General features: G+C 52.9%; 20 protein-coding genes and 1 tRNA gene. 16 read left to right on the forward strand and 5 right to left on the reverse strand.

What is annotated here, in order from left to right:
• Genes AC0LWE_RS14245 through AC0LWE_RS14260 form a run of 4 tightly spaced genes read left to right on the forward strand, consistent with a single transcriptional unit; the run spans position 1 to position 4,965 of the window.
• The gene (locus tag AC0LWE_RS14245) at positions 1-1,515 is read left to right on the forward strand and encodes an ABC transporter substrate-binding protein (protein ID WP_219347043.1); all 1,515 of its coding nucleotides are present in this window, start codon (positions 1-3) and stop codon (positions 1,513-1,515) included.
• Between the two features lie 19 nt (positions 1,516-1,534).
• Complete coding sequence (locus AC0LWE_RS14250) at positions 1,535-2,476, forward strand: ABC transporter permease (RefSeq protein ID WP_012016161.1); 942 nt, start codon at positions 1,535-1,537, stop codon at positions 2,474-2,476.
• A gap of 2 nt (positions 2,477-2,478) precedes the next feature.
• Positions 2,479-3,354 carry an ABC transporter permease gene (locus AC0LWE_RS14255; protein WP_012016162.1) on the forward strand — a complete coding sequence of 292 codons (876 nt, stop codon included), beginning with the start codon at positions 2,479-2,481 and terminating at the stop codon, positions 3,352-3,354.
• Between the two features lie 9 nt (positions 3,355-3,363).
• A complete protein-coding gene (locus tag AC0LWE_RS14260; RefSeq protein ID WP_219347721.1) occupies positions 3,364-4,965 on the forward strand; it encodes a gamma-glutamyltransferase family protein in 1,602 nt (533 codons plus the stop codon).
• A 385-nt stretch (positions 4,966-5,350) separates the two neighbouring features.
• Here AC0LWE_RS14260 and AC0LWE_RS14265 read toward each other — a convergent pair whose 3' ends face one another.
• Both AC0LWE_RS14265 and fadE read right to left on the reverse strand, forming a co-directional pair.
• On the reverse strand, positions 5,351-6,121 hold the full coding sequence (locus AC0LWE_RS14265; RefSeq protein WP_219347042.1) for an amidohydrolase: 771 nt from the start codon (positions 6,119-6,121) through the stop codon (positions 5,351-5,353).
• A gap of 108 nt (positions 6,122-6,229) precedes the next feature.
• Positions 6,230-8,674: an acyl-CoA dehydrogenase FadE gene (gene fadE, locus AC0LWE_RS14270; protein WP_219347041.1), complete on the reverse strand. Its 2,445-nt coding sequence runs from the start codon at positions 8,672-8,674 to the stop codon at positions 6,230-6,232.
• A 363-nt stretch (positions 8,675-9,037) separates the two neighbouring features.
• Between fadE and lpcA the strand changes: the two genes are divergently transcribed.
• Together lpcA and AC0LWE_RS14280 are read left to right on the forward strand one after the other, a co-directional pair.
• On the forward strand, positions 9,038-9,616 hold the full coding sequence (gene lpcA / locus AC0LWE_RS14275; RefSeq protein WP_059177819.1) for a D-sedoheptulose 7-phosphate isomerase: 579 nt from the start codon (positions 9,038-9,040) through the stop codon (positions 9,614-9,616).
• A gap of 214 nt (positions 9,617-9,830) precedes the next feature.
• Positions 9,831-10,598, forward strand: a complete 768-nt coding sequence (locus AC0LWE_RS14280) for a class II glutamine amidotransferase (RefSeq protein ID WP_059177820.1) — start codon at positions 9,831-9,833, stop codon at positions 10,596-10,598.
• Here the strand turns inward: AC0LWE_RS14280 and dpaA are convergent.
• Positions 10,569-11,309, reverse strand: coding sequence for a peptidoglycan meso-diaminopimelic acid protein amidase (gene dpaA, locus AC0LWE_RS14285; RefSeq protein ID WP_219347040.1), 741 nt, complete (start codon positions 11,307-11,309; stop codon positions 10,569-10,571). The genes AC0LWE_RS14280 and dpaA overlap by 30 nt on opposite strands.
• Before the next feature lie 286 nt (positions 11,310-11,595).
• Between dpaA and dinB the strand changes: the two genes are divergently transcribed.
• Positions 11,596-12,654, forward strand: coding sequence for a DNA polymerase IV (gene dinB, locus AC0LWE_RS14290; protein ID WP_174342473.1), 1,059 nt, complete (start codon positions 11,596-11,598; stop codon positions 12,652-12,654).
• A 105-nt stretch (positions 12,655-12,759) separates the two neighbouring features.
• Here dinB and pepD read toward each other — a convergent pair whose 3' ends face one another.
• On the reverse strand, positions 12,760-14,217 hold the full coding sequence (gene pepD, locus AC0LWE_RS14295; protein ID WP_216980462.1) for a cytosol nonspecific dipeptidase: 1,458 nt from the start codon (positions 14,215-14,217) through the stop codon (positions 12,760-12,762).
• A 259-nt stretch (positions 14,218-14,476) separates the two neighbouring features.
• On the opposite strand from pepD, the gene gpt reads away from it, so the two are divergent.
• The 4 genes from gpt (at position 14,477) to AC0LWE_RS14315 (ending at position 17,900) form a co-directional block, all read left to right on the forward strand.
• Positions 14,477-14,935 carry a xanthine phosphoribosyltransferase gene (gene gpt, locus AC0LWE_RS14300; RefSeq protein ID WP_059177823.1) on the forward strand — a complete coding sequence of 153 codons (459 nt, stop codon included), beginning with the start codon at positions 14,477-14,479 and terminating at the stop codon, positions 14,933-14,935.
• A 109-nt stretch (positions 14,936-15,044) separates the two neighbouring features.
• Positions 15,045-16,289, forward strand: coding sequence for an esterase FrsA (gene frsA, locus AC0LWE_RS14305; RefSeq protein ID WP_059177824.1), 1,245 nt, complete (start codon positions 15,045-15,047; stop codon positions 16,287-16,289).
• 57 nt (positions 16,290-16,346) lie between these two features.
• The gene (gene crl / locus AC0LWE_RS14310) at positions 16,347-16,748 is read left to right on the forward strand and encodes a sigma factor-binding protein Crl (RefSeq protein ID WP_059177825.1); all 402 of its coding nucleotides are present in this window, start codon (positions 16,347-16,349) and stop codon (positions 16,746-16,748) included.
• 609 nt (positions 16,749-17,357) lie between these two features.
• Complete coding sequence (locus AC0LWE_RS14315; RefSeq protein ID WP_131489412.1) at positions 17,358-17,900, forward strand: fimbrial protein; 543 nt, start codon at positions 17,358-17,360, stop codon at positions 17,898-17,900.
• A 203-nt stretch (positions 17,901-18,103) separates the two neighbouring features.
• On the opposite strand, the gene phoE is transcribed toward AC0LWE_RS14315, so the two are convergent.
• Positions 18,104-19,156, reverse strand: a complete 1,053-nt coding sequence (gene phoE / locus AC0LWE_RS14320) for a phosphoporin PhoE (protein WP_219347039.1) — start codon at positions 19,154-19,156, stop codon at positions 18,104-18,106.
• A gap of 304 nt (positions 19,157-19,460) precedes the next feature.
• Between phoE and proB the strand changes: the two genes are divergently transcribed.
• From proB to AC0LWE_RS14345, 5 genes are all read left to right on the forward strand, one after another.
• Complete coding sequence (gene proB, locus AC0LWE_RS14325) at positions 19,461-20,564, forward strand: glutamate 5-kinase (RefSeq protein WP_059177828.1); 1,104 nt, start codon at positions 19,461-19,463, stop codon at positions 20,562-20,564.
• 10 nt (positions 20,565-20,574) lie between these two features.
• Positions 20,575-21,828 (forward strand): glutamate-5-semialdehyde dehydrogenase, encoded by a 1,254-nt coding sequence (gene proA, locus AC0LWE_RS14330; RefSeq protein WP_059177829.1) that lies wholly within the window; start codon positions 20,575-20,577, stop codon positions 21,826-21,828.
• Between the two features lie 112 nt (positions 21,829-21,940).
• Positions 21,941-22,016: transfer RNA gene (locus tag AC0LWE_RS14335), tRNA-Thr, on the forward strand.
• 164 nt (positions 22,017-22,180) lie between these two features.
• Positions 22,181-23,371, forward strand: coding sequence for a tyrosine-type recombinase/integrase (locus AC0LWE_RS14340; protein WP_474265707.1), 1,191 nt, complete (start codon positions 22,181-22,183; stop codon positions 23,369-23,371).
• A complete protein-coding gene (locus AC0LWE_RS14345) occupies positions 23,361-24,158 on the forward strand; it encodes a hypothetical protein (RefSeq protein ID WP_474265709.1) in 798 nt (265 codons plus the stop codon). The genes AC0LWE_RS14340 and AC0LWE_RS14345 overlap by 11 nt, the downstream gene beginning before the upstream one ends.
• Positions 24,159-24,479: the final 321 nt, after the last annotated feature.

Raw genomic sequence — 24,479 nt, forward strand, 5'->3', positions numbered from 1 at the left:
ATGACAATGCGTAATTCTCTTTTGACCGTACTGGGAAGTGTAATGTTGCTTGGTGCGGCCGTTCCCGCACACGCAGAAAGCGTGCTGCGAATCGGCCTCGGCGCTGATCCGGATATGCTCGATCCACATCTGGCGCGCACCTACTATGGCCGTTTCGTGTTCGCCTCCCTGTGCGACAGGCTGGTGGACGTGGATGAAAATCTGAAAGTGGTGCCGGGCCTGGCGAAAGACTGGTCATGGAGCGATGACAACAAAACGCTGACCATGAATTTACGGGAAGGCGTGACCTTCCACGATGGCGAAAAGTTTGATGCTGAAGCCGCGAAATATAACCTCGACCGCGCGTTAACGCTGAAAGGCACGCTGCGTAAAAGCGAAATTTCATCTATTGAATCCGTCGAAGTCAAAAGCCCAACCCAAATTGCGATTCACCTGAAAACGCCTGACGCCGCGCTGCTGATGCAGTTAACCGACCGTGCAGGGGCGATGATGGCGCCAGAAGCGGCCGCGAAGCCCGATTTTGCCGCGCATCCCGTATGTTCCGGGCCCTACAAATTCGACAGCCGCGTCTCGCAGGATCGCATCGTTCTGAGTCGTTTCGACAATTACTGGAATAAAGGCGCGTATCACTTCGACAAAATCATCTATCTGCCGATCCCGGATGCCTCTGTGCGTCTGGCGAACCTGCGCGCGGGGGATCTGGATCTGACCGAAGGCGTAGCGGCAAGCGATGTGAAAACGGTTGAAGCGGACAGCAAGCTTCTGCTTTCGAAAGTTACCGGGCTGGGATATCAGGGCATCACGTTCAATATCAACAACGGTAAAGTCCCGGCGAACGATCCGTTCAAAGACGCGCGCGTACGTGAAGCGTTCTCGCTGGCGATTGACCGCGACGCGCTGAATCAGGTGGTGTTTGAAGGGCTGTATACCCCGGCAAACCAGGCGTTCTCACCGGTCAGCCCCTACCACGTCAACGTACCCGTCCCGGCACGCGACGTTGAAAAATCCAAAACACTGCTGAAAGCGGCAGGGATTAACGCCCCGCTGAACGTCAATCTGCTGGTGCCAAATAACCCAACTTCACAGCAGGTGGGTCAGGTCTTACAGGCGATGGTGGCGGAAGCGGGCTTTAATCTGAATCTGCAAATGACCGAATTCGCTACGCTGCTGGATCGTCAGCAAAGCGGCGATTACCAGCTGAGTTTCTCCGGCTGGTCTGGTCGCCCGGATCCTGACGGCAGCATCTACGGCTTTATTAACAGCAAAGGCAATCTCAACGACGGTCGTTACAGCAATGCGCAGGTGGACGAATGGTTGACCCAGGCTCGCCTGAATACCGACCCTGCGGCGCGTCAGCCGTTATACGACAAGGTGGTTAAGCAGCTGCAAACGGATATGCCCATCGCTTATCTCTATTTTGAGCCGCGTATTTTCGGTCTGAACAAAAGCGTGCAGGGCTTCAAACCGTATCCGGATGGCATCGTGCGTCTGGCGGGCATAACGCTTGCGAAGTAACGAGGTGTGAGGAGAAACCATGCTGGAACTGATTTGTAAACGCCTGCTGCTGGCGATCCCAACGTTACTGCTGGTCAGCATGATGGTTTTCGGACTGCAAAAATTGCTGCCCGGCGATCCGCTGATCGCCATGGCAGGAGAAGAGCGTGACCCGGTGGTCATCGCTCAACTGCGCGCGGAACTGAACCTGGATGCGCCGCTGCCGGTGCAGTATTTCGACTGGCTGACGCGTGCGTTGCAGGGCGATCTTGGTGTCTCCTTACGCACCCATGAACCCGTAACGCAGCTGATCGCCAGCAAACTGCCGGTCACGATGGAGCTGTCATTGCTGGCGATGATCATCGCGCTGGTGTTTGGTATCGGCATGGGGATCCTCGCGGCGGTCAACAAAAATACCTGGGTCGATCACGGGGCCAACTTTGTGGCGATCTCCGGGATCTCGATACCGCACTTTTGGCTGGGGATCTTGCTGATCCTGGTGTTCTCGGTCAATTTGCAGTGGCTCCCCGCCTCAGGCTATGTGCCTTTCAGTGAGGATCCGCTGCAAAACCTGCGTACGCTGTTACTGCCCGCGTCCGTACTCGGAACCGGGCTTGCGGCAACGCTGATGCGTCACACGCGTGCGTCGATGATTGCGGTATTGAAAGCGGATTACATTCGTACGGCACGCGCGAAAGGGCTGCTGCCAAACGCGGTGATCCTCAAGCACGCCTTTCGTAATGCGCTGGTGCCGGTTATCACGCTCACCACGCTGCTGTTTGGCGAATTGCTGGGCGGGGCGGTGCTGACCGAGCAGGTCTTCACGATCCCCGGATTTGGCAAAATGATTGTCGATTCCGTGTTCAACCGTGACTACGCGGTGGTGCAGGGTGTGGTGCTGATCGTCGCAATAGGTTTCCTGCTGCTGAACCTGCTGGCTGACGTGCTTTACGTTCTCATCAACCCGAAAATGCGAGGCTAATCATGGCGGAAATGACCACTCAAACCGTTGCGCCCGTGCTGCCGCGCGCGCAAAACCGGGTGCTGAAGAAATTCCTCGCCAATAAAAGTGCGGTCATTGGCGCCGTCGTGGTCGGCATCTTTGTGCTGATTGCGCTGCTGGCACCGTGGCTCGCACCGTTCGACCCGGTCAAAGCCAACTTCCTGGCGGTGCGTAAGCCGCCGTCAGAACTGTTCTGGTTTGGCACCGATGAACTGGGGCGCGATATTCTCTCGCGTATTGTCTGGGGGGCGCGCACGTCGCTGATGGCGGGCTGTATGTCGGTTGTGATTGCCGTGGTGATCGGTGTGCCGTTGGGGCTGGTGGCCGGTTATTTCCAGGGGATCTGGGATGGCGTCATTTCGCGGTTTATCGAAGCGCTGCTGGCCTGTCCGTTCCTGATCATGGCGATCGCGCTGGGCGCATTTTTAGGTCCAAGCCTGACCAACGCGATGATCGCCATTGGTTTATCAGCGATGCCGATCTTTGCGCGGCTGACGCGTGGTCAGGTGATCGCCATTCGCAACGAAGAGTATATCGACGGGGCACGCGCGATTGGCCTGCCGGATCGCTGGATCATCATCAAATACGTGCTGCCAAACGTGATGTCACCGATTCTGGTGCAGGCTACGCTGGCGATTGCTTCCGCAATTATCGCCGAAGCCAGCCTCTCGTTCCTCGGCTTGGGTCAACAGCCGCCAAACCCGTCGTGGGGCTCAATGCTCAACACGGCAAAAGGGTTTTTGGAACAGTCCCCCTGGATGTCCATTTTTCCTGGCATCGCTATTTTCCTGGCGGTGCAGGGCTTTAATTTACTCGGCGACGGGCTGCGCGATGCGCTCGATCCGCGCCACGACTAAGGAGTCATGATGACCAAAGCGCTTGATTTTACGACCGGTTACGCGTCACGACGCCCTCCGATGATGGGGCATAATGCGGTCGCCACCTCTCAGCCGCTGGCGGCGCAGGCTGGGATGCGCATGCTGCAGCTCGGCGGCAATGCCGTTGACGCGGCGATTGCAACCGCCATGGCGCTCACCGTCGTTGAGCCGACCGGTAACGGAATTGGCAGCGATGCGTTTGCCATCGTCTGGGACGGTAAAAAACTGCACGGTTTGAACGCTTCAGGCCGTTCGCCAGCCAGCTGGCATGCGGATCTGTTTGCGGGCAAAACCGCCATGCCAGAGCTTGGCTGGGATGCCGTTACCGTACCCGGCGCGGTGTCTGGCTGGGTGGCGCTGGCGGAGCGCTTCGGCACGCTGCCGCTAACCACGCTGGCGCAACCGGCCATTGACTATGCGCGCAACGGTTTCCCGGTTTCACCGTTGATTGGTCAACTGTGGCAGCGCGGCTATAACAAACTGAAAGATCAGCCGGGCTTTAGCGCCTGTTTTGCCCCAGAAGGCCGCGCCCCGCGTATCGGCGAGATTTTCCGTAATCCGGCGCAGGCCAATTCCCTGGAGCTGATTGCCAAAACCAACGGTGAAGCGTTCTATCGTGGTGAGCTGGCGCAGAAAATTGCCGCCTTTGCCAAAGAGCATGGCGCGCATTTGACGGCTGAGGATCTGGCGAATCATCGCGTTGACTGGGTTGAACTGCTGTCGCGTGATTTCGCGGGCGGTTCGGTGCAAGAGCTACCGCCAAACGGCCAGGGCATCGCTACGCTGATTGCCCTCGGGATTCTGGAACAGTGCGGAATTGAGCGCCATCACCCGGATTCCGTACAGTCGCTGCATCTGTCAATCGAAGCGATGAAGCTGGCGCTTGCCGATCTGGATCGCTACGTGGCCGACGAAGAGCACATGGAATTCGCGGCGAAAGCGTTGTTGACCGATGAGTATCTGGCCTCGCGCGCGGCGCTCATTGACCACGATAAGGCGTCAGATTTCACCTACGGTGCGCCGACGCAAAGCGGGACGGTTTACCTTTCCGCGGCCGATTCGAGCGGTATGATGATCTCCTTTATTCAGTCGAACTTTATGGGCTTTGGCTCTGGCGTGGTTGTGCCGGATACCGGCATCAGCCTGCAAAACCGTGGCTGCGGTTTTGTTCTCGACCCAAAACACCCGAACGCGCTGGCGGGCGGCAAGCGTCCGTTCCACACCATCATTCCGGGCTTTGCGATGGATGGAAACGGTCAGCCGCTGATGTCATTTGGCGTGATGGGCGGCCCGATGCAGGCGCAAGGGCATATGCAAATGGCGCTGCGCATTATGCTGCACGGGCAAAACCCGCAGGCGGCAATCGATGCGCCGCGCTGGCGCGTGGTGCAGGGCAGGGAAGTGATCGTCGAATCGACGTTTGATCGCAATACGATTGCGGCGCTGCGCGAGCGCGGGCATCAGATTGTGGTGGAAGATCCGTTGCAGGAATACAACTTCGGCGGTGCGCAGGTGATTTACCGCATGCCGGAAGGGCATTACGTTGCAGCAACCGAAAGTCGCAAAGACGGACAGGCGTTAGTGAGCTGATGCGACGATATTGTTAATGATCCTCTGCGACTGGCAGCGATGGACTGGTCCGGCTGTAAATCGCCGAAGCGTTGCCGAAAGGCCGGGGCGACGCGCAGGGAAGCGCGGAGAGGACGCGACCTGCATGGATGCAGGATCGCGACCGACCCGAAAGCCTGAAGGGATAAGCTGAGGGTATCGCGAAGCGACGATTTTCTTGCCGGAAGCCCGGGTCGCCAGGGTGGTGGCGAATGAGCCACCCTGGCACGTTCACAGGTTCGGTTGATATAGAAAAATGCTGATCATGAAGTGAACGGAATCACTAACAGAGCAACATATTCCCCGTATCCCAACCCTCTCCCACGGGATGAAATGCGGTTCTGGATCGCCTTCCAAAACAGGGGGCTCATCCAATATTAAATGGATCGGCATCCTGCCACGCAGGAAACTTCTCCCGATACTCCTTCAGTGCAGTCAGCGACAGCTCGGCGTCAATACGCGTGGCTTGATGCGCCTCCGCCGTCGCTAGCACTTCTCCCTGAGGATTCACCACCCGGCTATCACCGCGGTAGTGATGTCCATTACCGTCCGTGCCGACGCGATTACAGCCGACCACGTACGCCTGGTTTTCGATCGCGCGCGCCACCAGCAGCGCCTGCCAGTGCAGCGAGCGTGGGGCAGGCCAGTTGGCCACGTACAGCGCCAGATCGTAATCGTTGCGATTGCGTGACCACACCGGGAAGCGCAGGTCGTAACACACCAGCGGAAGGATCCGCCAGCCGCGCCACTCAAATATCACCCGCTCATTGCCCGCTTCGTAATGATGATGCTCATCCGCCATGCGGAACAGATGGCGTTTGTCGTAAAAGTGCAGCGTACCGTCCGGCTCGACCAGCAGGAAACGGTTTACGGGGCCGCGATCGGTTTGCAGCGCCGCGCTTCCGGCTACCAGGGCATTGGTTTGCTGAGCCTTGGCGTACATCCAGGCGACCACGTCGTCCTGTGGCAGAGACTGTTTTGCCGCTTCCATGGCGAAGCCGGTCGTGAACATTTCTGGCAGAACAATCACATCGCGCCCGGAAATCTCTTCGAGCTGGCGATCAAAATGGCGCAGGTTGGCCGGGCCATCCATCCACACCAGGGGTTGTTGCAGTAGGGTAATCTTCAAACCAGGCACAATTCAGACTCCTCGTCAGACAGCATTTTGACACTGTAGCACGGGGCAAAGAGAAAATGTGGCAATAAAAAACCCCGCACAGGGCGGGGTTGGTGGCAGCGCAGCGGGTTATGCCGCTTCAGGTTTGCGGACCTGCTCCGGCAACTTTACCGGCCTGGTCGCCAGCTCGTCGTGCTCGAAATCATCGACGTTGATACTGCGCAGACGGCTCTCTTCGGCTTTAATCAGCACGGCGGCTTCGGTGTGATCGATAATGCCACCCGCCAGCGCCTGTTCTGCCAGTACATCCAGACGTGTAAACGGCAGGTTTTTACCCAGCTGTTTGCAGATTTTCTGGTGGACCGGATCGGCAGCCATCACGTCCAGCAGCGCCGCTTCCAGCAGTCCCACCGGATTGTGCTCGCTTGGCGTCAGGTACTGACCGCGACCAATACGGGAGCGAGTCGCGCTTGGGACCTGCAGGATCTTCGCCACTTTATGATCGAGCTTATCGGACGGTGCAAGGTAGTGCCGACCGGTCGGGAAGATCACCACGCGCAGCGCACCTGCAACCAGTCGATTTGGGAAGTTCGCCAGCAGATCGTCAATCGCCTGTTCTGCTTTATACAGCGCATCCTGAACGCCCCAGTGGACCAGCGGCAGATCCGCTTCGTGACGGCCTTCGTCGTCGTAGCGTTTCAGCGTGGCAGACGCGAGGAACACCTGACTTAACACATCGCCGAGACGGGCAGAGATACGCTCGCGACGCTTCAGGCTACCGCCCAGGACCGCCATCGACACGTCAGACAGCAGCGCGAGGTTAGCGCTCAGACGGTTCAGGTGCTGGTAATAACGTTTGGTTGCATCGCCGGTTGGCGTGGCGCTGGTCAAACCGCGCGTCAGGCCCAGCCAGAAGCTGCGTACTTTGTTGCTGCCCACGTGGCCGATATGCTTGAACAGCAGTTTATCGAAGGCGTTGACGTCATTATTCTGCGCCGCCGCCATCTCTTCCAGCACATACGGATGGCAGCGGATCGCGCCCTGACCAAAGATCATCATGCTGCGGGTCAGAATGTTTGCCCCCTCAACGGTGATGGCAATCGGTGCGCCCTGATATCCACGTGCAAGGAAGTTGCTCTCACCGAGCATAATGCCTTTGCCGCCCGCGATATCCATCGCATCAATAATTGACTGCTGTGCGCGGTGGGTACAGTGATACTTCACGATAGCCGACAGCACTGCCGGTTTTTCACCGAGCATGATGCCGTAAGTAATCAGCGATGCAGCGGCGTCCATCACGTAGGCGTTACCCGCGATACGCGCCAGCGGTTCTTCGATACCTTCCATCTTACCGATAGAAATTTTGAACTGGCGGCGAATGTGCGCGTAGGCACCGATACCCATCGCCACTGACTTCAGGCTGCCAGTAGAGTTTGACGGCAAGGTGATACCGCGACCAACCGACAGACATTCCACCAGCATCCGCCAGCCCTGACCGGCCATGCTCGGACCCCCGATGATGTAATCAATCGGCACAAAGATGTCTTCGCCACGGGTTGGACCGTTCTGGAACGGTACGTTCAGCGGGAAGTGGCGGCGACCAATTTCAACGCCCGGCGTGGACGTTGGGATCAGCGCACAGGTAATGCCCAGATCTTCCTCATCGCCCAGCAGTTTGTCGGGGTCGGAAAGCTTAAAGGCCAGCCCCAGTACGGTCGCGATAGGCGCCAGGGTGATATAGCGTTTATTCCAGGTCAGGCGCATGCCCAGCACCTGCTGGTCCTGCCAGTCGCCCATACAGACCACGCCGGTATCCGGGATCGCACCGGCATCAGAACCGGCTTCCGGGCTGGTCAGCGCGAAGCATGGAATTTCCTGTCCGCGTGCCAGACGCGGCAGATAGTGATCTTTTTGCTCTTCAGTGCCGTAGTGTTGCAGCAGTTCGCCCGGGCCTAGTGAGTTCGGTACGCCGACGGTGATCGCCAGAATTCCGGAGACACCCGCCAGTTTTTGCAGAACGCGAGCCTGAGCGTAAGCGGAGAATTCCAGACCGCCGTACTCTTTTTTAATGATCATCGCGAAGAAGCGATGTTCTTTCAGAAACGCCCACAGCTCCGGCGGCAGATCGGCCATTTCATGGGTTATCTGGAAGTCGTTCGCCATACGGCACGCTTCTTCAACCGGGCCGTCGATAAAGGCTACTTCTTCAGCCGTTAAACGCGGCTGCGGATAGTTGTGCAGTTTTTTCCAGTCAGGATTCCCCTGGAACAGGTCGCCTTCCCACCAGGTTGTGCCCGCGTCGATCGCTTCTTTTTCGGTGCGCGACATCGGCGGCATCACTTTACGGAAGCCTTTAAACACTGGCGCGGAAATCATCGACTTACGCATCGCGGGTAAATTCAGCGGCAGCAGGATGATGGCCAGCGGCAGGACAAACCAGATATTCCACAGGCCAGAAAGACCCAGCGCAGCGGTCCAGGCCAGTAAAATCAGGCTGCTCAGAAGTAAACTCACGCGGTGATAGAACAGCACACCGAGCAGAACAACAGTTGCGAGAATGCTCAAAATCATCATAAAGAAAAGCTCCCTGTCTTGTAGGAGGTCTGACCACTTGTGATGATATGGTTGTAGTGGATGTCATTTCTTTTAGCAATACGTTCACAAAATAATTACAACCTGGTTCACAATGTTCAGGGTGTGGCAGGCACGAATCATCAAAATGCCGGATGATTCGCATGGCTGTTTACTCTAAATAATTCGAGTTGCGGGAAGGCGGCAAGCCTGAGAATCCCCAGGCGCTTACTTTAGTCAGTGACCGGGGTGAGCAGGCACCGCCAACACGCATGCAACTTGAAGTATGACGGGTATAGCTTCTCGCTTTTCGCGTGATCCGGTACACTCCGTAAGTTATTTCATCAATACTGAAGGATTATCCTCATGTACCAGGATCTTATTCGTAACGAACTGAACGAAGCAGCGGAAACGTTAGCTAACTTTCTGAAAGATGAAGCCAATATTCATGCGATTCAGCGCGCGGCAGTTCTGCTGGCAGACAGCTTCAAAGCGGGCGGCAAAGTGATCTCGTGCGGTAACGGCGGTTCTCACTGTGACGCGATGCACTTTGCGGAAGAGCTGACCGGTCGCTACCGTGAAAACCGTCCGGGCTATCCGGCGATTGCGATTTCTGACGTGAGCCACATCTCCTGCGTGGGTAACGACTTCGGTTATGACCATATCTTCTCTCGTTACGTTGAGGCGGTCGGTCGTGAAGGTGACGTTCTGCTGGGTATTTCCACTTCCGGTAACTCCGCAAACGTAATCAAAGCGATCGACGCGGCGCGTGAGAAGGGGATGAAAGTCATCACTCTGACCGGTAAAGATGGCGGTAAGATGGCAGGTTCCGCGGATATTGAAATTCGTGTGCCGCACTTCGGCTACGCTGACCGCGTTCAGGAGATTCATATCAAAGTGATTCATATCCTGATTCAGTTGATCGAAAAAGAGATGGTTAAGTAATTATACCCGTCGTCGTTCACGCTGCAGATGCGTTGGCTGCACTCAGTAACCCCAGTCACATAGTTATCTATGCTTCTGGGGATTTCTTCCCTTGCCGCCTTTCTGCAACTCGAATTATTTAGGGTATAAACGTTTTTAGTATTTGCCGTTGTGTAGTGAGATTGCTACACCATTGACGCTTTCCTGGGTTGAGGCGTTTTTGTGGAGGTGATGTATGTGCGAATTGCTCGGGATGAGCGCCAATGTGCCAACCGATATCTGCTTTAGTTTCACCGGGCTGGTGCAGCGCGGTGGAGGAACCGGGCCGCATAAAGACGGCTGGGGCATTACCTTCTACGAAGGCAAAGGCTGTCGCACGTTCAAAGATCCGCAGCCTAGCTTTAACTCTCCGATTGCCAAACTGGTGCAGGATTACCCGATAAAATCGTGCTCGGTCATCGCGCATATTCGTCAGGCGAATCGCGGTGAAGTGGCGCTGGAAAATACGCATCCCTTCACCCGTGAACTGTGGGGCCGCAACTGGACCTACGCGCACAACGGCCAACTAACGGGCTATAAAACGCTGGTGACGGGGAATTTCCGTCCTGTGGGGGAGACCGACAGTGAAAAGGCGTTCTGCTGGCTGCTGCATAAGCTGGCCGAGCGCTATCCGCGTACGCCGACCAACATGACCGCCGTGTTCAAATACATCGGCTCGCTGGCCTGTGAGCTGCGTGAGAAGGGCGTATTTAATATGCTGCTGTCGGATGGGCGCTACGTGATGGCGTTCTGCTCGACCAATCTGTTCTGGATAACGCGCCGCGCGCCGTTTGGCGTTGCGAAGCTGCTCGATCAGGATGTGGAAATTGATTTTCAAACGGAGACCACACCTAACGATGTGGTCACGGTTATCGCCACTCAGCCACTGACGGGCAATGAAACCTGGCAAAAGATTATGCCAGGCGAGTGGGTCTTATTTTGTCTCGGGGACCGCGTAATTTGACGCCAACTGTGGGTGGACGACTTCATGGCTCAGCGGTTTACTGACGATGTAGCGTCCATCTGCAACCGAAACGGTTGGCGGTTTATGCGTCTGCTCGAAGTAGTCATAGCCCGGTTTTAGCTGTTTCCAGAACTCCGAGTAGGTCGAGAACTTATGACGCTCCATGTTGGCATCCGTCATTCTGAACGGATAGATGCTGACCTGCACACCCGCCTGACCAAACACCAATGCGCCCGTCACAAACTGGAAAATTTCATCAATACCGCCGTCCGTCATGGCGTAACAGCCAATCGACACACATGCACCGTGAATCATCAGGTATTTGCCGTCGTAACCGTGTGCACGGTCATAGGCATTCGGGAAGCCGATATTAATGGCTTTATAAAAGCGGCTGTCAGGTTTGAGCTGATTACGTTGAACGGTGTAGAACCCTTCGGGACTTTTGAAATCACCCTGACGCTGTTTCGGGCCCAACCCGCCGGAATAACTACAGATTTTGTAGCTATCAAGCAGCTGATATGTCTCGCCCATTTTGACAAATAGATCGAGTGTGCGTTCTTCCTTGAAGATCTGAATATAAACCGGTGATCCCATTAACTGCTGTTTATATTCTTTGCTGATTGGTGTTGTTGAACTGTTGCTACTTAATAGCCCAGCAAACGAAAGACACGGAATCAGAAGCATCGCAATAAACAATGCGATTTTACGCATACTACAAGTTCCTTGATAAAGCCAAACCAACTTGCCAGGACGGCAAAAGAGACCCGAAATCAGAATTATCTGGATTAGGAGCGCTCACATTAGCATCGCTGAATTTTTTCGCAAGCACGAAGCCATGAGTTTACAAAATAGTTTTCTTTATACCGCATTCACGCCGGAATAACTGTAAGAACAGTGTAAAAACGCGCCTTATTCGGGCGAGAGTCTGCGTCATAGAGTGCTTCTCAAAGTTTAAACTTTTACTGTATACTTATCCAGTGATGAGTGAGGGCTTACTATGCGCAAAATAATCCATGTCGATATGGACTGCTTTTTTGCCGCAGTGGAGATGCGAGACAATCCGGCGTTGCGGGATGTCCCCATCGCGATTGGCGGTAGCCGCGTCAAGCGTGGCGTTATCAGCACCGCCAATTATCCGGCGCGCAAATTTGGCGTGCGCAGCGCGATGCCAACGGCGATGGCGCTCAAGCTCTGCCCTCATCTGATTTTGCTGCCCGGCCGTTTCGATGCATATAAAGAAGCCTCGGTTCGTATTCAGGAAATCTTCTCCCGTTACACCTCGCTTATTGAACCGCTGTCGCTGGACGAAGCCTATCTGGACGTGACGGACAGCGTGCACTGCCACGGCTCCGCCACGCTAATGGCGCAGGCGATCCGCCAGACCATTTCTGATGAACTGAATCTCACCGCCTCAGCCGGTATCGCGCCGGTAAAGTTTCTCGCCAAAATCGCCTCGGATCTCAACAAACCTAACGGCCAGTACGTGATAACGCCCGATGACGTTCCCCATTTTTTGAAAAGCTTGCCGCTGAGTAAAATCCCCGGCGTCGGCAAAGTCTCCGCCGCCAGGCTGGAAAACCTGGGGCTGCGTACCTGTGAAGACGTGCAGAAAAGCGACCTGGCGATGCTCCTGAAGCGATTTGGTAAGTTTGGGCGCGTGCTCTGGGAGCGCAGTCAGGGGATCGACGAGCGCAGTATCAACAATGAACGCCTGCGAAAATCCGTGGGGGTCGAGCGCACGCTGGCAGAAGATATTCACGACTGGAGCGACTGCGAAACGATTATTACCGAACAGCTTTATCCCGAGCTGGAACGACGGCTGGCAAAAGTGAAGCCAGATCTGCTGATTGCTCGCCAGGGCGTTAAGCTGAAATTCAACGATTTCCAGCAAACCACGCAGGAACATGTCTGGCCGAAACTGAATAAAGACGATCTGATTGAGACGGCGAAAAAAGCCTGGCAAGAACGCCGCGCAGGAAGGGGAGTCAGGCTGGTGGGCCTGCATGTTACGCTGCTCGATCCGCAGCTGGAGCGGCAACTGGTGCTGGGGCTATAAAAAAGCCCGGTGGCGCTACGCTTACCGGGCCTGCGTTTTGGTTCCCTCTCCCTGTGGGAGAGGGCTGGGGTGAGGGTATCAGACTGCACCCATCCCAGTAGAGATTTACTTAGCCGGGATCGATTTCAGCAGTTCGGTCAGCAGCGTCCAGTAATGGCCCACGCTTTCAATATGAACCTGCTCATCCGGGGAGTGTGGCCCGGTAATGGTCGGCCCAATGGAAACCATATCCATATCCGGGTACGGTTTTTTGAACAGACCGCACTCCAGACCCGCGTGAATCACCTGAATGTTCGGCGTGCTGTTGAACAAACGCTGATAAGTTTCACGCACCAGTGCCATCACCGGAGAGCTGGCGTCAGGCTGCCAGCCTGGGTAGCTGCCTTTAGCGGACGTTTTCGCGCCAGACAGTTTGCCCAACGATTCCAGCATGCTCACCACGTACTCTTTACCGCTGTCGATAAGAGAACGGATCAGGCAGATGATTTCTGCGCTGTCGTCGCTCATGGTCACAACGCCCACGTTCAGGGACGTTTCCACCACGCCTTTCGCCACGTCGGAGTTGCGAATCACCCCGTTTGGCGTCGCGTTCAGCAGCTGGACAAAGCTGTCGCGGGACTGTTTGGTCAGTGCCGCTTTATCGCTGGATACGGCTTCCAGAACCACGGTCAGATTTTTCTCTTTCGCGGCCAGTTCGTTTTTCAGGATATCCAGATAATCCGTCGACAGGTTTTTCAGCGCGTCGACTTTATCCGCGGCAATGGCAACGGTCGCGAAGGCTTCACGCGGGATCGCGTTACGCAGCGTACCGCCGTTGAAATCCACCAGACGCAGATCCAGTTCGTCCGCATGACCCGCCAGGAAGCGCGCCAGCAGTTTGTTAGCATTGCCCAGGCCCAGGTGAATATCGCCGCCGGAGTGACCGCCTTTCAGGCCCTTCAGCGTCAGCTTGAAGGTCTGGAAACCGGCCGGAACCGCTTCACGGGAGAGCGGCAGGGTAGAGATAAAATCAATCCCGCCCGCGCAACCCATGTAGATCTCACCTTCTTCTTCGGAGTCGGTATTGATCAGGATATCCGCCTGCAGCCAGTTGGCCTGCAAACCAAATGCGCCGTCCATGCCCGCTTCTTCGGTCATGGTCAGCAGCACTTCCAGCGGACCGTGTTCAACGCGATCGTCGGCCAGCACGGCCAGCGCAGATGCCATACCGATACCGTTGTCCGCGCCTAGCGTTGTCCCGCGCGCTTTGATCCACTCGCCGTCAATGTACGGCTGAATAGGATCTTTGGTGAAGTCGTGTTCGGTGTCGTTGTTCTTCTGCGGAACCATGTCTAGGTGCGCCTGAAGCACAACCGGTTTACGGTTTTCCATCCCTGCGGTAGCCGCTTTACGAATCAGAATATTGCCAACCTGATCGCGTTCCGCGTGCAGGCCTTTTTCCTTCGCCCAGCCCATAATATGTTCGGCAAGCTGTTCTTCGTGATAGGACGGGTGAGGAATGGAACAGATTTTGGCAAAAATATCCCACAGCGGCTGTGGAGATAATTGAGACAGTTCAGACACGATGAGTCTCCTTGTCGTGGCGCTGCAACAAGCTTGCAGGTCACAGGGTTAGCAGATTAATAGTCACCACAAGTCGGGCTTGCGAGATAAGGTCGAGAATACCACTTTCTCCGTCTGCTGCTAGCATAATGCAAGTAAAAACTCCGGCCAGCGCCGCTTAATACTGGTTTTTAGCGCGTCAGATCTCTATAATCTCGCGCAACCTATTTCCCCCTCGAACACTTTTTAAGCCGTATATACACAGGCTGGGACACTTCACATGAGCGAAAAATACGTCGTCACCTGGGACATGTTGCAGATTCACGCCCGCAAGCTGGCCGCGCGACTGATGCCTTCTGAACAGTGGAAAGGCATTATTGCCGTTAGCCGTGGCGGTCTGGTGCCTGGCGCACTGCTGGCGCGTGAACTGGGTATTCGTCATGTTGATACCGTTTGCATCTCCAGCTATGACCACGATAACCAGCGTGAGCTGACCGTGCTGAAACGCGCTGAAGGCGATGGCGAAGGCTTTATCGTGATTGACGATCTGGTCGACACCGGCGGTACTGCCGTTGCGATCCGCGACATGTATCCAAAAGCGCATTTCGTGACGATTTTCGCCAAACCAGCCGGGCAGCCGCTGGTCGACGATTACGTTATCGATATCCCGCAGGATACCTGGATTGAACAGCCATGGGATATGGGCGTGGTCTTCGTACCGCCGATTTCAGGCCGTTAATACCGCGTCGATATTATTTTTAACGCCCGGTGATGCCGGGCGTTGTTTTATTTAGCCTGCGCCGCGTTACAATAGCCGCTATGACACGTCATCATGGAGGCAGAGCGCAATGACTCAGGCGAATCTCAGCGAAACCCTGTTCAAACCCCGTTTCAAGCACCCGGAAACGTCGACGCTGGTGCGTCGTTTCAATCCCGGCACCCAGCCCGCAGTTCAGTCCGCCCTGGATGGCAAAACCGTGCCGCACTGGTATCGCATGATCAACCGCCTGATGTGGATTTGGCGCGGTATTGATGCGCGTGAGATCCTCGAAGTCCAGGCGCGCATCGTCATGAGCGAAGCTGACCGTACCGACAGTGAACTTTACGATACCGTTGTGGGGTATCGTGGCGGAAACTGGATCTACGAGTGGGCCACGCAGGCGATGGTCTGGCAGCAAAAGGCGACGCAGGAGCCAGATCAAACCCTCAGCGGACAACACTGGCTGCATGCCGCCAACCTCTACAGCATCGCCGCCTATCCTCATCTCAAAGGCGATGACCTGGCAGAACAAGCGCAGGCGTTGGCCAATCGCGCTTATGAAGAAGCGGCACAGCGGCTACCTTGCAACATGCGTGAAATCGAATTCGCCATCCCCGGTGGTGCATCGGTAACCGGATTCTTGCATATGCCGCCCGGCGAGGGCCCGTTCCCGACGGTGCTGATGTGCGGCGGTCTCGACTCCCTGCAAATTGACTATTACAGCCTGTTTGAGCGTTACTTCGCACCAAAAGGGATCGCGATGCTGACGTTGGACATGCCGTCGATCGGGTTTTCATCGAAATGGAAACTGACGCAAGATTCCAGTTTGCTGCACCAGCATGCGCTTAAAGCGCTCGAGAATATTCCGTGGGTGGATCACACCCGTGTGGCGGCATTTGGCTTCCGGTTTGGGGCAAACGTCGCGGTGCGCCTGGCGTATCTTGAGTCGTCCCGTCTGAAAGCGGTCGCATGTCTTGGGCCTGTTGTCCATGCTTTGCTCAGCGAGCCGCAGCGTCAGGGAAGCGTGCCTGAAATGTATCTGGACGTCCTGGCAAGCCGGCTTGGCATGCATGATGCATCGGATGAAGCGCTGCGCGTAGAACTGAACCGTTACTCGTTAAAAACGCAGGGGTTATTGGGGCGTCGTTGTCCCACGCCAATGATGTCAGGTTTCTGGAAAAATGACCCCTTCAGCCCTGAAGAAGAATCGCGTTTAATCACGTCGTCATCTTCGGATGGCAAACTGCTGGAGATCCCCTTCAGTCCGGTGTATCAGAATTTTGACAAAGGCCTGAAAGAGATTACACGCTGGATCACGCAGAGATTGTGTTAAGAGATTGCTAAATTTTGATGGTTTGGTAAAACAGTGGACTGACAAAAGGAGATCGCAATGACGTTACCGAGTGGACACCCGAAAAGCAGACTGATTAAGAAGTTCATGGCTCTGGGCCCGTACATCCGTGAAGAGCAGTGTGAAGAGAATCGCTTTTTTTTCGACTGCCTGGCTGTATGCGTCAATGTGCAACCCGCGCCAGAAGAGCGTGAATTCTGGGGTTGGTGGATGGAAATGGAAGCCGAAGAAAAACGCTTCACCTACACCTATCATTTTGGTTTGTTCAATAAAGCGGGCCACTGGCAAGCGACAACCATCAAGGATAAGGAAGTCGTCGAGCGTCTGGAGCAAACCCTGCGCGGATTCCATGAAAAAGCGCGCGCTTTGCTGGAGACCTTTGAGCTTAAGCTCGAACCTGCAGATGATTTTACCAACCAGAAGATCAAACTTTCCGCCTGAATAACGTATAAAACCCGGCCGCCCTTGCGGCGGGTTTTATTTATCTCTCATTCTGCCCGCAGAATTCCCCCTGCACACACGCTATTATTGCTTTCCCTCATGCCGTATACGATGTGGAGACCGTTAATAAAGATAATTGTACAGCGTGAATGAAGATGCATTATCTGATTATTGTGTCCAGAAAATAAATATGTATATCTGGATGAAAAATATTTCCTCATCGTTATTAGCCACTCGGCATTTCACCAAAACAATAGTAAGAAGCCTCTTTGTCTTATCTCATTAAAATCAAAATCTTGCAGCATTGTTCGCTTGTTTTTATTAATTCTCATAAAAATGCCGGTTCATTCTTTCGAAAAGGTAGGTGTTTGATGTCATTGCGAACTTTAAGACTGTGGGGTTAAATGCCACATTGAGACTCGTCATTTTGCAAGTAATAATATGCCCGACCTGATGTAGAAGACCGTTGCATAATGGCTGGATTCATTATTTGGAGAGTGATATTTAAAAAAAAGTTATTCATGAGGATAATATGTCTTTAAATACGCTGTAGAGGCTTTGCATAGTCTCCAATGTTTACTTTACACAGAACATACAAGGATGAATGAAATGGGAAAAAATATTCTTAGCCTGGCATTATCCACTTTTTTACTGGCGGGTTTTGCGCATGCGGAAGATACCTCGTCGACACTTGCCATTACCGGCTCGGTTACCGCAAACGCATCTAAAGATTGTGGGATTAATATCAATCAAAACACGTTTATGATTTCGGAAAGTATGAAAGATGTTATTGACCAGGGGACGGAAACGTTTAACGGAACCGGGCAAGCCCTTAATTTTTATTTTACGGGTGGCGAGGAATGCATAACCATGGCAACGAACGGTAGGCTCGCTTACCGCCTGACTGGAACAGCAGATAATGCCGACGGGACAGCCCTGGCGAACATGGACGTTTCGCAAACTCGCGCTAAAGGCTTAGGTATTGGTCTTTATGACAAAGACCATAATATTTTTCCAATAAATAAGGAATTAATGATCGCATCGCCAATCCGCGTTGAAGCGATAAACTTTGCTATTGTTAAACTCACGGGGCAGGAAGCCGTACCAGGAACGCTTCACGCGGCAATGACTATCAATATTGAGCGTCTGTGAAAGTCATGTTCACTACGTGTCGTTGAGTGAAGGCTGGCAACAGGGCAGCGGATAAACCGTATGAACGTATGGGTTCTGCATCTAATCTAAAAAATACGGTTTAAGTCAGCCTGTAGCTTTGAAAGTCGAAGATGACACGCTCTGTTAAAAGTATGCAATAAAAAACCCGGCCACCGTCGTGCCGGGTTTTTCATATTTGAATATTAGAACTGGTAGGTCATGCCAAGCGCGACGATGTCATCGCTGTTCACACCCAATTTATTGTCGTCGTCGAGCTGGTTGATTTTATAATCAACAAATGCGGACATATTTTTGTTGAAATAATAGGTCGCGCCAACGTCGATGTATTTGACCAGATCTTCATCGCCAACACCTTCAATATCCTTGCCTTTCGACTGGACGTAACCCAGGGATGGGCGCAGACCAAAGTCAAACTGATATTGCGCAACTACTTCGAAGTTCTGCGCTTTATTTGCAAAACCACCTGGAATAGGCGTCATATTGCGCGTTTCAGAATACATCGCGGCTAGGTAAATATCGTTCGCGTCATATTTCAGACCTGTTGCCCAGGCTTCCGCTTTTTTGCCCTCGCCACGCGCCTGCAGGTTCTGGTCGTCAGTACGGTCAGAGCTTGTGTAGGCACCGCTGACGGCGAAATCGCTGCCACCGAAATCATAAGTCAGAGAGGTACCAAAGCCGTCGCCATTCTGTTTTTTGACGTCACGATCTTCGTTTTTACCCTGATATTGCAGAGTCATATCCAGGCCATCAATCACGCCGAAGAAATCGGTATTGCGGTATGTCGCAAGACCAGACGCGCGTTTGGTCATAAAGTTATCGGTCTGAGCTGAAGAGTCACCGCCGAATTCCGGGAACATATCGGTCCAGGCTTCCACGTCATACAGCGCGCCCAGGTTACGTCCGTAATCCAGGGAACCGAAGTCTTTTAATTTAAGGCCAGCAAATGCCAGACGGGTTTTCTGCGTGGAATCGCTCTCGGCTTTGTTACCGGAGAATTCTGCTTCCCAGCGACCGTAACCGGTCAGCTGATCGTTAATTTGCGTTTCACCTTTGAAGCCAAAACGAACGTAGGTCTGGTCACCGTCTTTAGCATCATTATCACTGATATAATGCATGGCTTTAACTTTGCCGTACACGTCCAGTTTGTTTCCGTTTTTATTATAAACTTCGGCTGCCTGTACGGATGCGGATGCGACAACGCTCATTACCACTAATGCCAGAGTGCTCTTTTTCATTTTCAATCCTGATATTTTTAAAACGCGCTAATATTCGCTGAGCAATAAGATTCGGCTCATTACCCCGTGAAAAACAGGATGGTTTTTATCGTCCGGGGATGAACGTTTTATGACAAAGTAAGAATATGTTTAAAAAAGTCACATTTATTTTTTCGGTAATAAAACTGTCAACATCTGCCGCTACGCTTCCTGATCCCGCACAACAAATTAACGTGCTTTGTGCTATGGCAGTTGGCAACGGCGCTGAGTCCTGTTAAAACGTCTGATTACATCATTTTCCCTTATTGTTGAATGGCAGAGAATCATGAGTGACAGCCAGACGCTGGTGGTAAAACTCGGTACCAGTGTTTTAACAGGCGGATCGCGCCGCCTTAATCGCGCCCATATTGTTGAACTTGTCCGCCAGTGCGCACAGCTTCATGCCGCAGGTCACCGTATCGTGATCGTCACATCCGGGGCGATTGCTGCCGGACGTGAACATCTGGGATACCCCGAATTGCCCGCAACGATCGCCTCCAAACAGCTGCTGGCCGCCGTGGGACAAAGCCGACTGATTCAACTGTGGGAACAGCTGTTCTCAATCTATGGCATTCACGTGGGGCAGATGCTGTTAACCCGTGCAGATATGGAAGATCGTGAGCGTTTCCTGAACGCGCGCGACACCCTGCGGGCGCTGCTCGATAACAATATCGTTCCGGTGATTAACGAGAACGATGCCGTCGCGACGGCTGAAATCAAAGTCGGCGATAACGATAATCTCTCCGCGCTGGCAGCGATCCTTGCGGGTGCCGATAAACTGCTGCTGCTCACGGATCAGCAGGGCTTATTCACCGCCGATCCGCGCAACAATCCGCAGGCCGAGCTGATAAAAGATGTTCACGGTATTGATGACGCGCTGCGTGCCATCGCCGGAGACAGCGTATCGGGTTTGGGCACCGGCGGTATGGGCACGAAATTACAGGCCGCTGACGTGGCGTGTCGCGCCGGTATCGACACGATCATTGCTGCGGGCAGCCGTCCTGGTGTGATTGGCGACGTGATGGAAGGCATTTCCGTTGGCACGCGTTTCCACGCCGAAGCCACGCCATTAGAAAACCGTAAACGCTGGATCTTTGGTGCCCCGCCTGCCGGTGAAATCACCGTTGATGAAGGTGCCACCGCCGCAATTCTGGAAAGAGGGAGCTCATTGCTTCCGAAAGGGATTAAAAGCGTGACAGGTAACTTCTCCCGTGGTGAAGTGATTCGTATCTGTAACCTCGAAGGACGCGACATCGCTCATGGCGTTACGCGCTATAACAGTGACGCGCTGCGCCGTATTGCCGGCCATCACTCACAACAAATTGACGCCATTCTGGGCTACGAATACGGTCCGGTCGCTGTGCATCGCGACGATATGATTATTCGCTAAGGAGCCAAACATGCTGGAACAAATGGGCGCAGCTGCTAAAGCCGCCTCTTATAAGCTGGCGCTCCTTTCCAGCCGCGAGAAAAATCGCGTTCTGGAAAAAATCGCTGATTATCTGGAAGGGCAGTCACAACAGATTTTGCTCGCCAACGAACAAGACTTAGCGGAAGCCCGCGCGAACGGCCTGAGCGACGCGATGCTGGATCGTCTGGCGCTGAACCCTGCACGCCTGAAAAGCATTGCCGATGATGTGCGTCAGGTCTGCAATCTTGCCGATCCGGTTGGGCAGGTGATCGACGGTGGGGTGCTCGACAGCGGCCTGCGACTTGAACGTCGCCGCGTGCCGCTCGGTGTGGTTGGCGTGATCTATGAAGCGCGCCCAAACGTCACCGTTGATGTCGCCTCTCTGTGCCTTAAAACGGGCAACGCCGCCATTTTACGCGGGGGCAAAGAGACATGGCGCACTAACGCCGCCACCGTCAAAGTGATTCAGCAAGCGCTGGAAGAGTGCGGTTTACCGGCGGGGGCCGTACAGGCGATTGAAAGCCCGGACCGTGCGCTGGTGAATGAAATGCTACGCATGGACAAATATATCGACATGCTGATCCCACGCGGCGGTGCCGGTCTGCATAAGCTGTGTCGCGAGCAATCGACCATTCCGGTGATCACCGGCGGTATCGGCGTGTGCCATATCGTGGTGGATGACAGCGCCGAAATTGAGCCTGCGCTGAAGATTATCGTCAACGCCAAAACCCAGCGACCAAGCACCTGTAACACTGTTGAGACGCTGTTGGTTCATCAGGGCATTGCTGACACATTCTTGCCTGCGCTGAGTCAGCAAATGGCCGAGAGTGGCGTCACGTTACATGCCGATGCCAGCGCATTGACGCTGTTGCAAGGCGGCGCGGCGAAAGTCGAAGCAGTGAAAGCAGAGCAGTATGATGACGAGTATTTATCGCTGGATCTGAACGTAAAAGTGGTTACCGATCTGGATGACGCCATTGCGCACATTCGTGAACACGGTACGCAACACTCCGATGCGATCCTTACCCGCACGCTCAGTAACGCCAATCGCTTTATCAACGAAGTGGATTCTTCTGCCGTTTACGTGAATGCGTCCACGCGGTTCACCGACGGCGGACAGTTTGGTTTGGGCGCAGAAGTGGCGGTCAGTACGCAAAAACTCCACGCGCGCGGGCCAATGGGTCTCGAAGCACTGACCACCTACAAGTGGATCGGCTACGGTGATGATACGATTCGTGCGTAATTAAAACGCGGGTGATGCAAAAACAGGCACTTGATTCATAAGGCCATTGACGCATCGCCCCGTTAGTTTTAACCTTTTGCCCCGTGGTTACATTCGTAGCCGGCCTTTCAGGGCCGATATAGCTCAGTTGGTAGAGCAGCGCATTCGTAATGCGAAGGTCGTAGGTTCGACTCCTATTATCGGCACCATCCCCTAGTTTTCTCAAGTCAATTCACATCAATAAAACCCTTTAAAAACATGGCCATTTCCATCTTTTCAGTCATTTGACGTCAACCTCTATCTATTGAAATCAACATGCCTTTGGGGGCACAATTAGGGGCATGTTCTGTTCGGTTTAGGAAATGTGCCCCCAATGATGCTGAATGCCCGCAAGGTTGAAGCCGCGAAAGGAAAAGAGAAAAGCTACAAGCTATCTGATGGCGGTGGTCTGTATCTTCAAGTTGAACCCAATGGCTCGCGATACTGGCGTATGAAGTACCGTTTTGCTGGCAAAGAGAAGCGCTTATCTTTTGGTGTCTATCCAATAGTTTCTCTGGCTGATGCCCGGCAAAAACGCGAAGACGCAAAGAAACTACTCGCAGCCGGTGAAGACCCTGGCGAAGCGAAGAAAGCAAAAAAGCAGGCTTTAACCGCTGTGGTCGAGATACTTAACCCATTCAGAGATGTGGCGCTAGAGTGGCACAAGATGAAGTCTCCCAAATGGTCCGATGGCTACGCTTCAGATATCATCGAGGCATTCGAGAAAGACATTTTCCCGCATATTGGCCATCGTCCTATTGCCGATATCAAGCCCCTTGAGCTGCTTGAAGTTCTGAGGTTGATAGAAGCCAGAGGAGCCATGGAAAAGGCGAAGAAAGTTCGTCAACGATGCGGTGAAGTATTCCGCTATGCCATCGTAACGGGTCGGGCGATCTACAATCCGGCACCAGATCTTGCCAGCGCTATGCAAGGCCACGAAGCAGTTCACTATCCATTCCTCAAGGCCAACGAGCTGCCCGAGTTCTTTACTACCCTTAACGCTTATTCAGGAAGCCCGATTGTATTACTGGGGGCACATTTGCTCATCCTGACAGGTCTAAGAACTGGAGAGCTACGAGCAGCGGAATGGTGTGAGGTAGATTTTGATAACGCAGTGTGGGAAATCCCTAAAGAGCGCATGAAAATGCGTAGGACTCATATTGTACCATTGTCAAAACAAGCATTAGCTCACCTCCAACGATTGCATGAGTTGACAGGCAACTATCCGCTCATGTTTCCTGGACGCAACGATCCTAGTAAGTTTATGAGTGAAGCCAGTATTAATCAGGTGTTTAAACGTATTGGGTATACAGGACGAGTAACAGGCCATGGTTTCAGGCATACGATGAGTACGATTCTACACGAGAAAGGTTTTAATAGCGCCTGGATTGAAACCCAGCTTGCTCATTTGGATAAAAATTCAATTCGTGGAATTTATAACCATGCTCAATATATTGAAGGGCGTAGGGAAATGATGCAGTGGTATGCGGATTTTATTGGGGGAATGAATCACAATGGCAAATAAATATTCTCCTTTGAAACTATTTCGCACACATTATCAAGTAGTAGAAGTTGCTAAGATACTGAGTTGTGAAGAGGAAGATATCTTTTATCTGGCTGGGGAGAATGATTTTTTATTCTCAGCGTATGTTGGCAGGGAGGGTAACTTCTCAAAACATCGAGTTAGAAATATAAGTGAGTTTATTAATCATATTGATTCATTGGATAAGGATGATGAAGGGTATAGTTATATTAGTCAATATAGCCTCATAAAGTTATATGAAGTTAAAAATGACAAGAATTTAGTTATAGTACGTATCAAAGGGTATTTTAATTACCCGCCAAAAGTCCAGAAGGACTTTATATTTTATAGTGGTCAGTTTCCAGAATACCCCTCTCTCCTAATTCCTGCGGGACAGGTGTTTTCAAATTATGTAAAATTCCTCCAGATGGACTGGAAAAATTCGGATGGCTTTTTTTTAGAACATAATGGATATTTAGAAAGCGAATATGTTCGAAAACTTTATAACATCATTAACAATGATTCACCTACTTCCGAAGTATACAAATCGCTTTCAATTGCTCAACAAGAGCGACATGCATCAAAAAGAAATCAAGTTTTGTGTGTGGCCATTTATCTATATAAAGAAAATTCTAATGTCAAAAAAGACAACGCTACAGCACTTACAGAGCTTATCTTTACCCGAGCTGAAGAATTTTGGCCTGATAATAAAGAACCCCCCTTGTCTTTCGCAGTAATTAGTAAACTGATTGCGGGTATTTTCAAAAAGCCAGTTTTCACAAATGCTTAACATTTTCGGTGGGTAAGTTTTTTTTACTTACTCGCCTTTTTTACATCCGAACCAAGTGCTTTAATCCTCTCCATTGATACGGATTGATGAATTGAGAGGAACAATCATGGCGTTCACTGAAACTCGCCCTAATGCTGATTCACTAATTGATATGAAATATATCACATCTGATTGCTTATTCACTGATAAGTGGATCTATAAATTGATATCTCTCGGCAAGTTCCCTAAGCCTATTAAATTAGGACGTATGTCACGTTGGCGTGCAGGGGATTATTATGCTTGGCGAGATAGTCACACATCTAACTAAATGTCTTTCTTAAA

The organism is Lelliottia sp. RD5, from assembly GCF_056032945.1.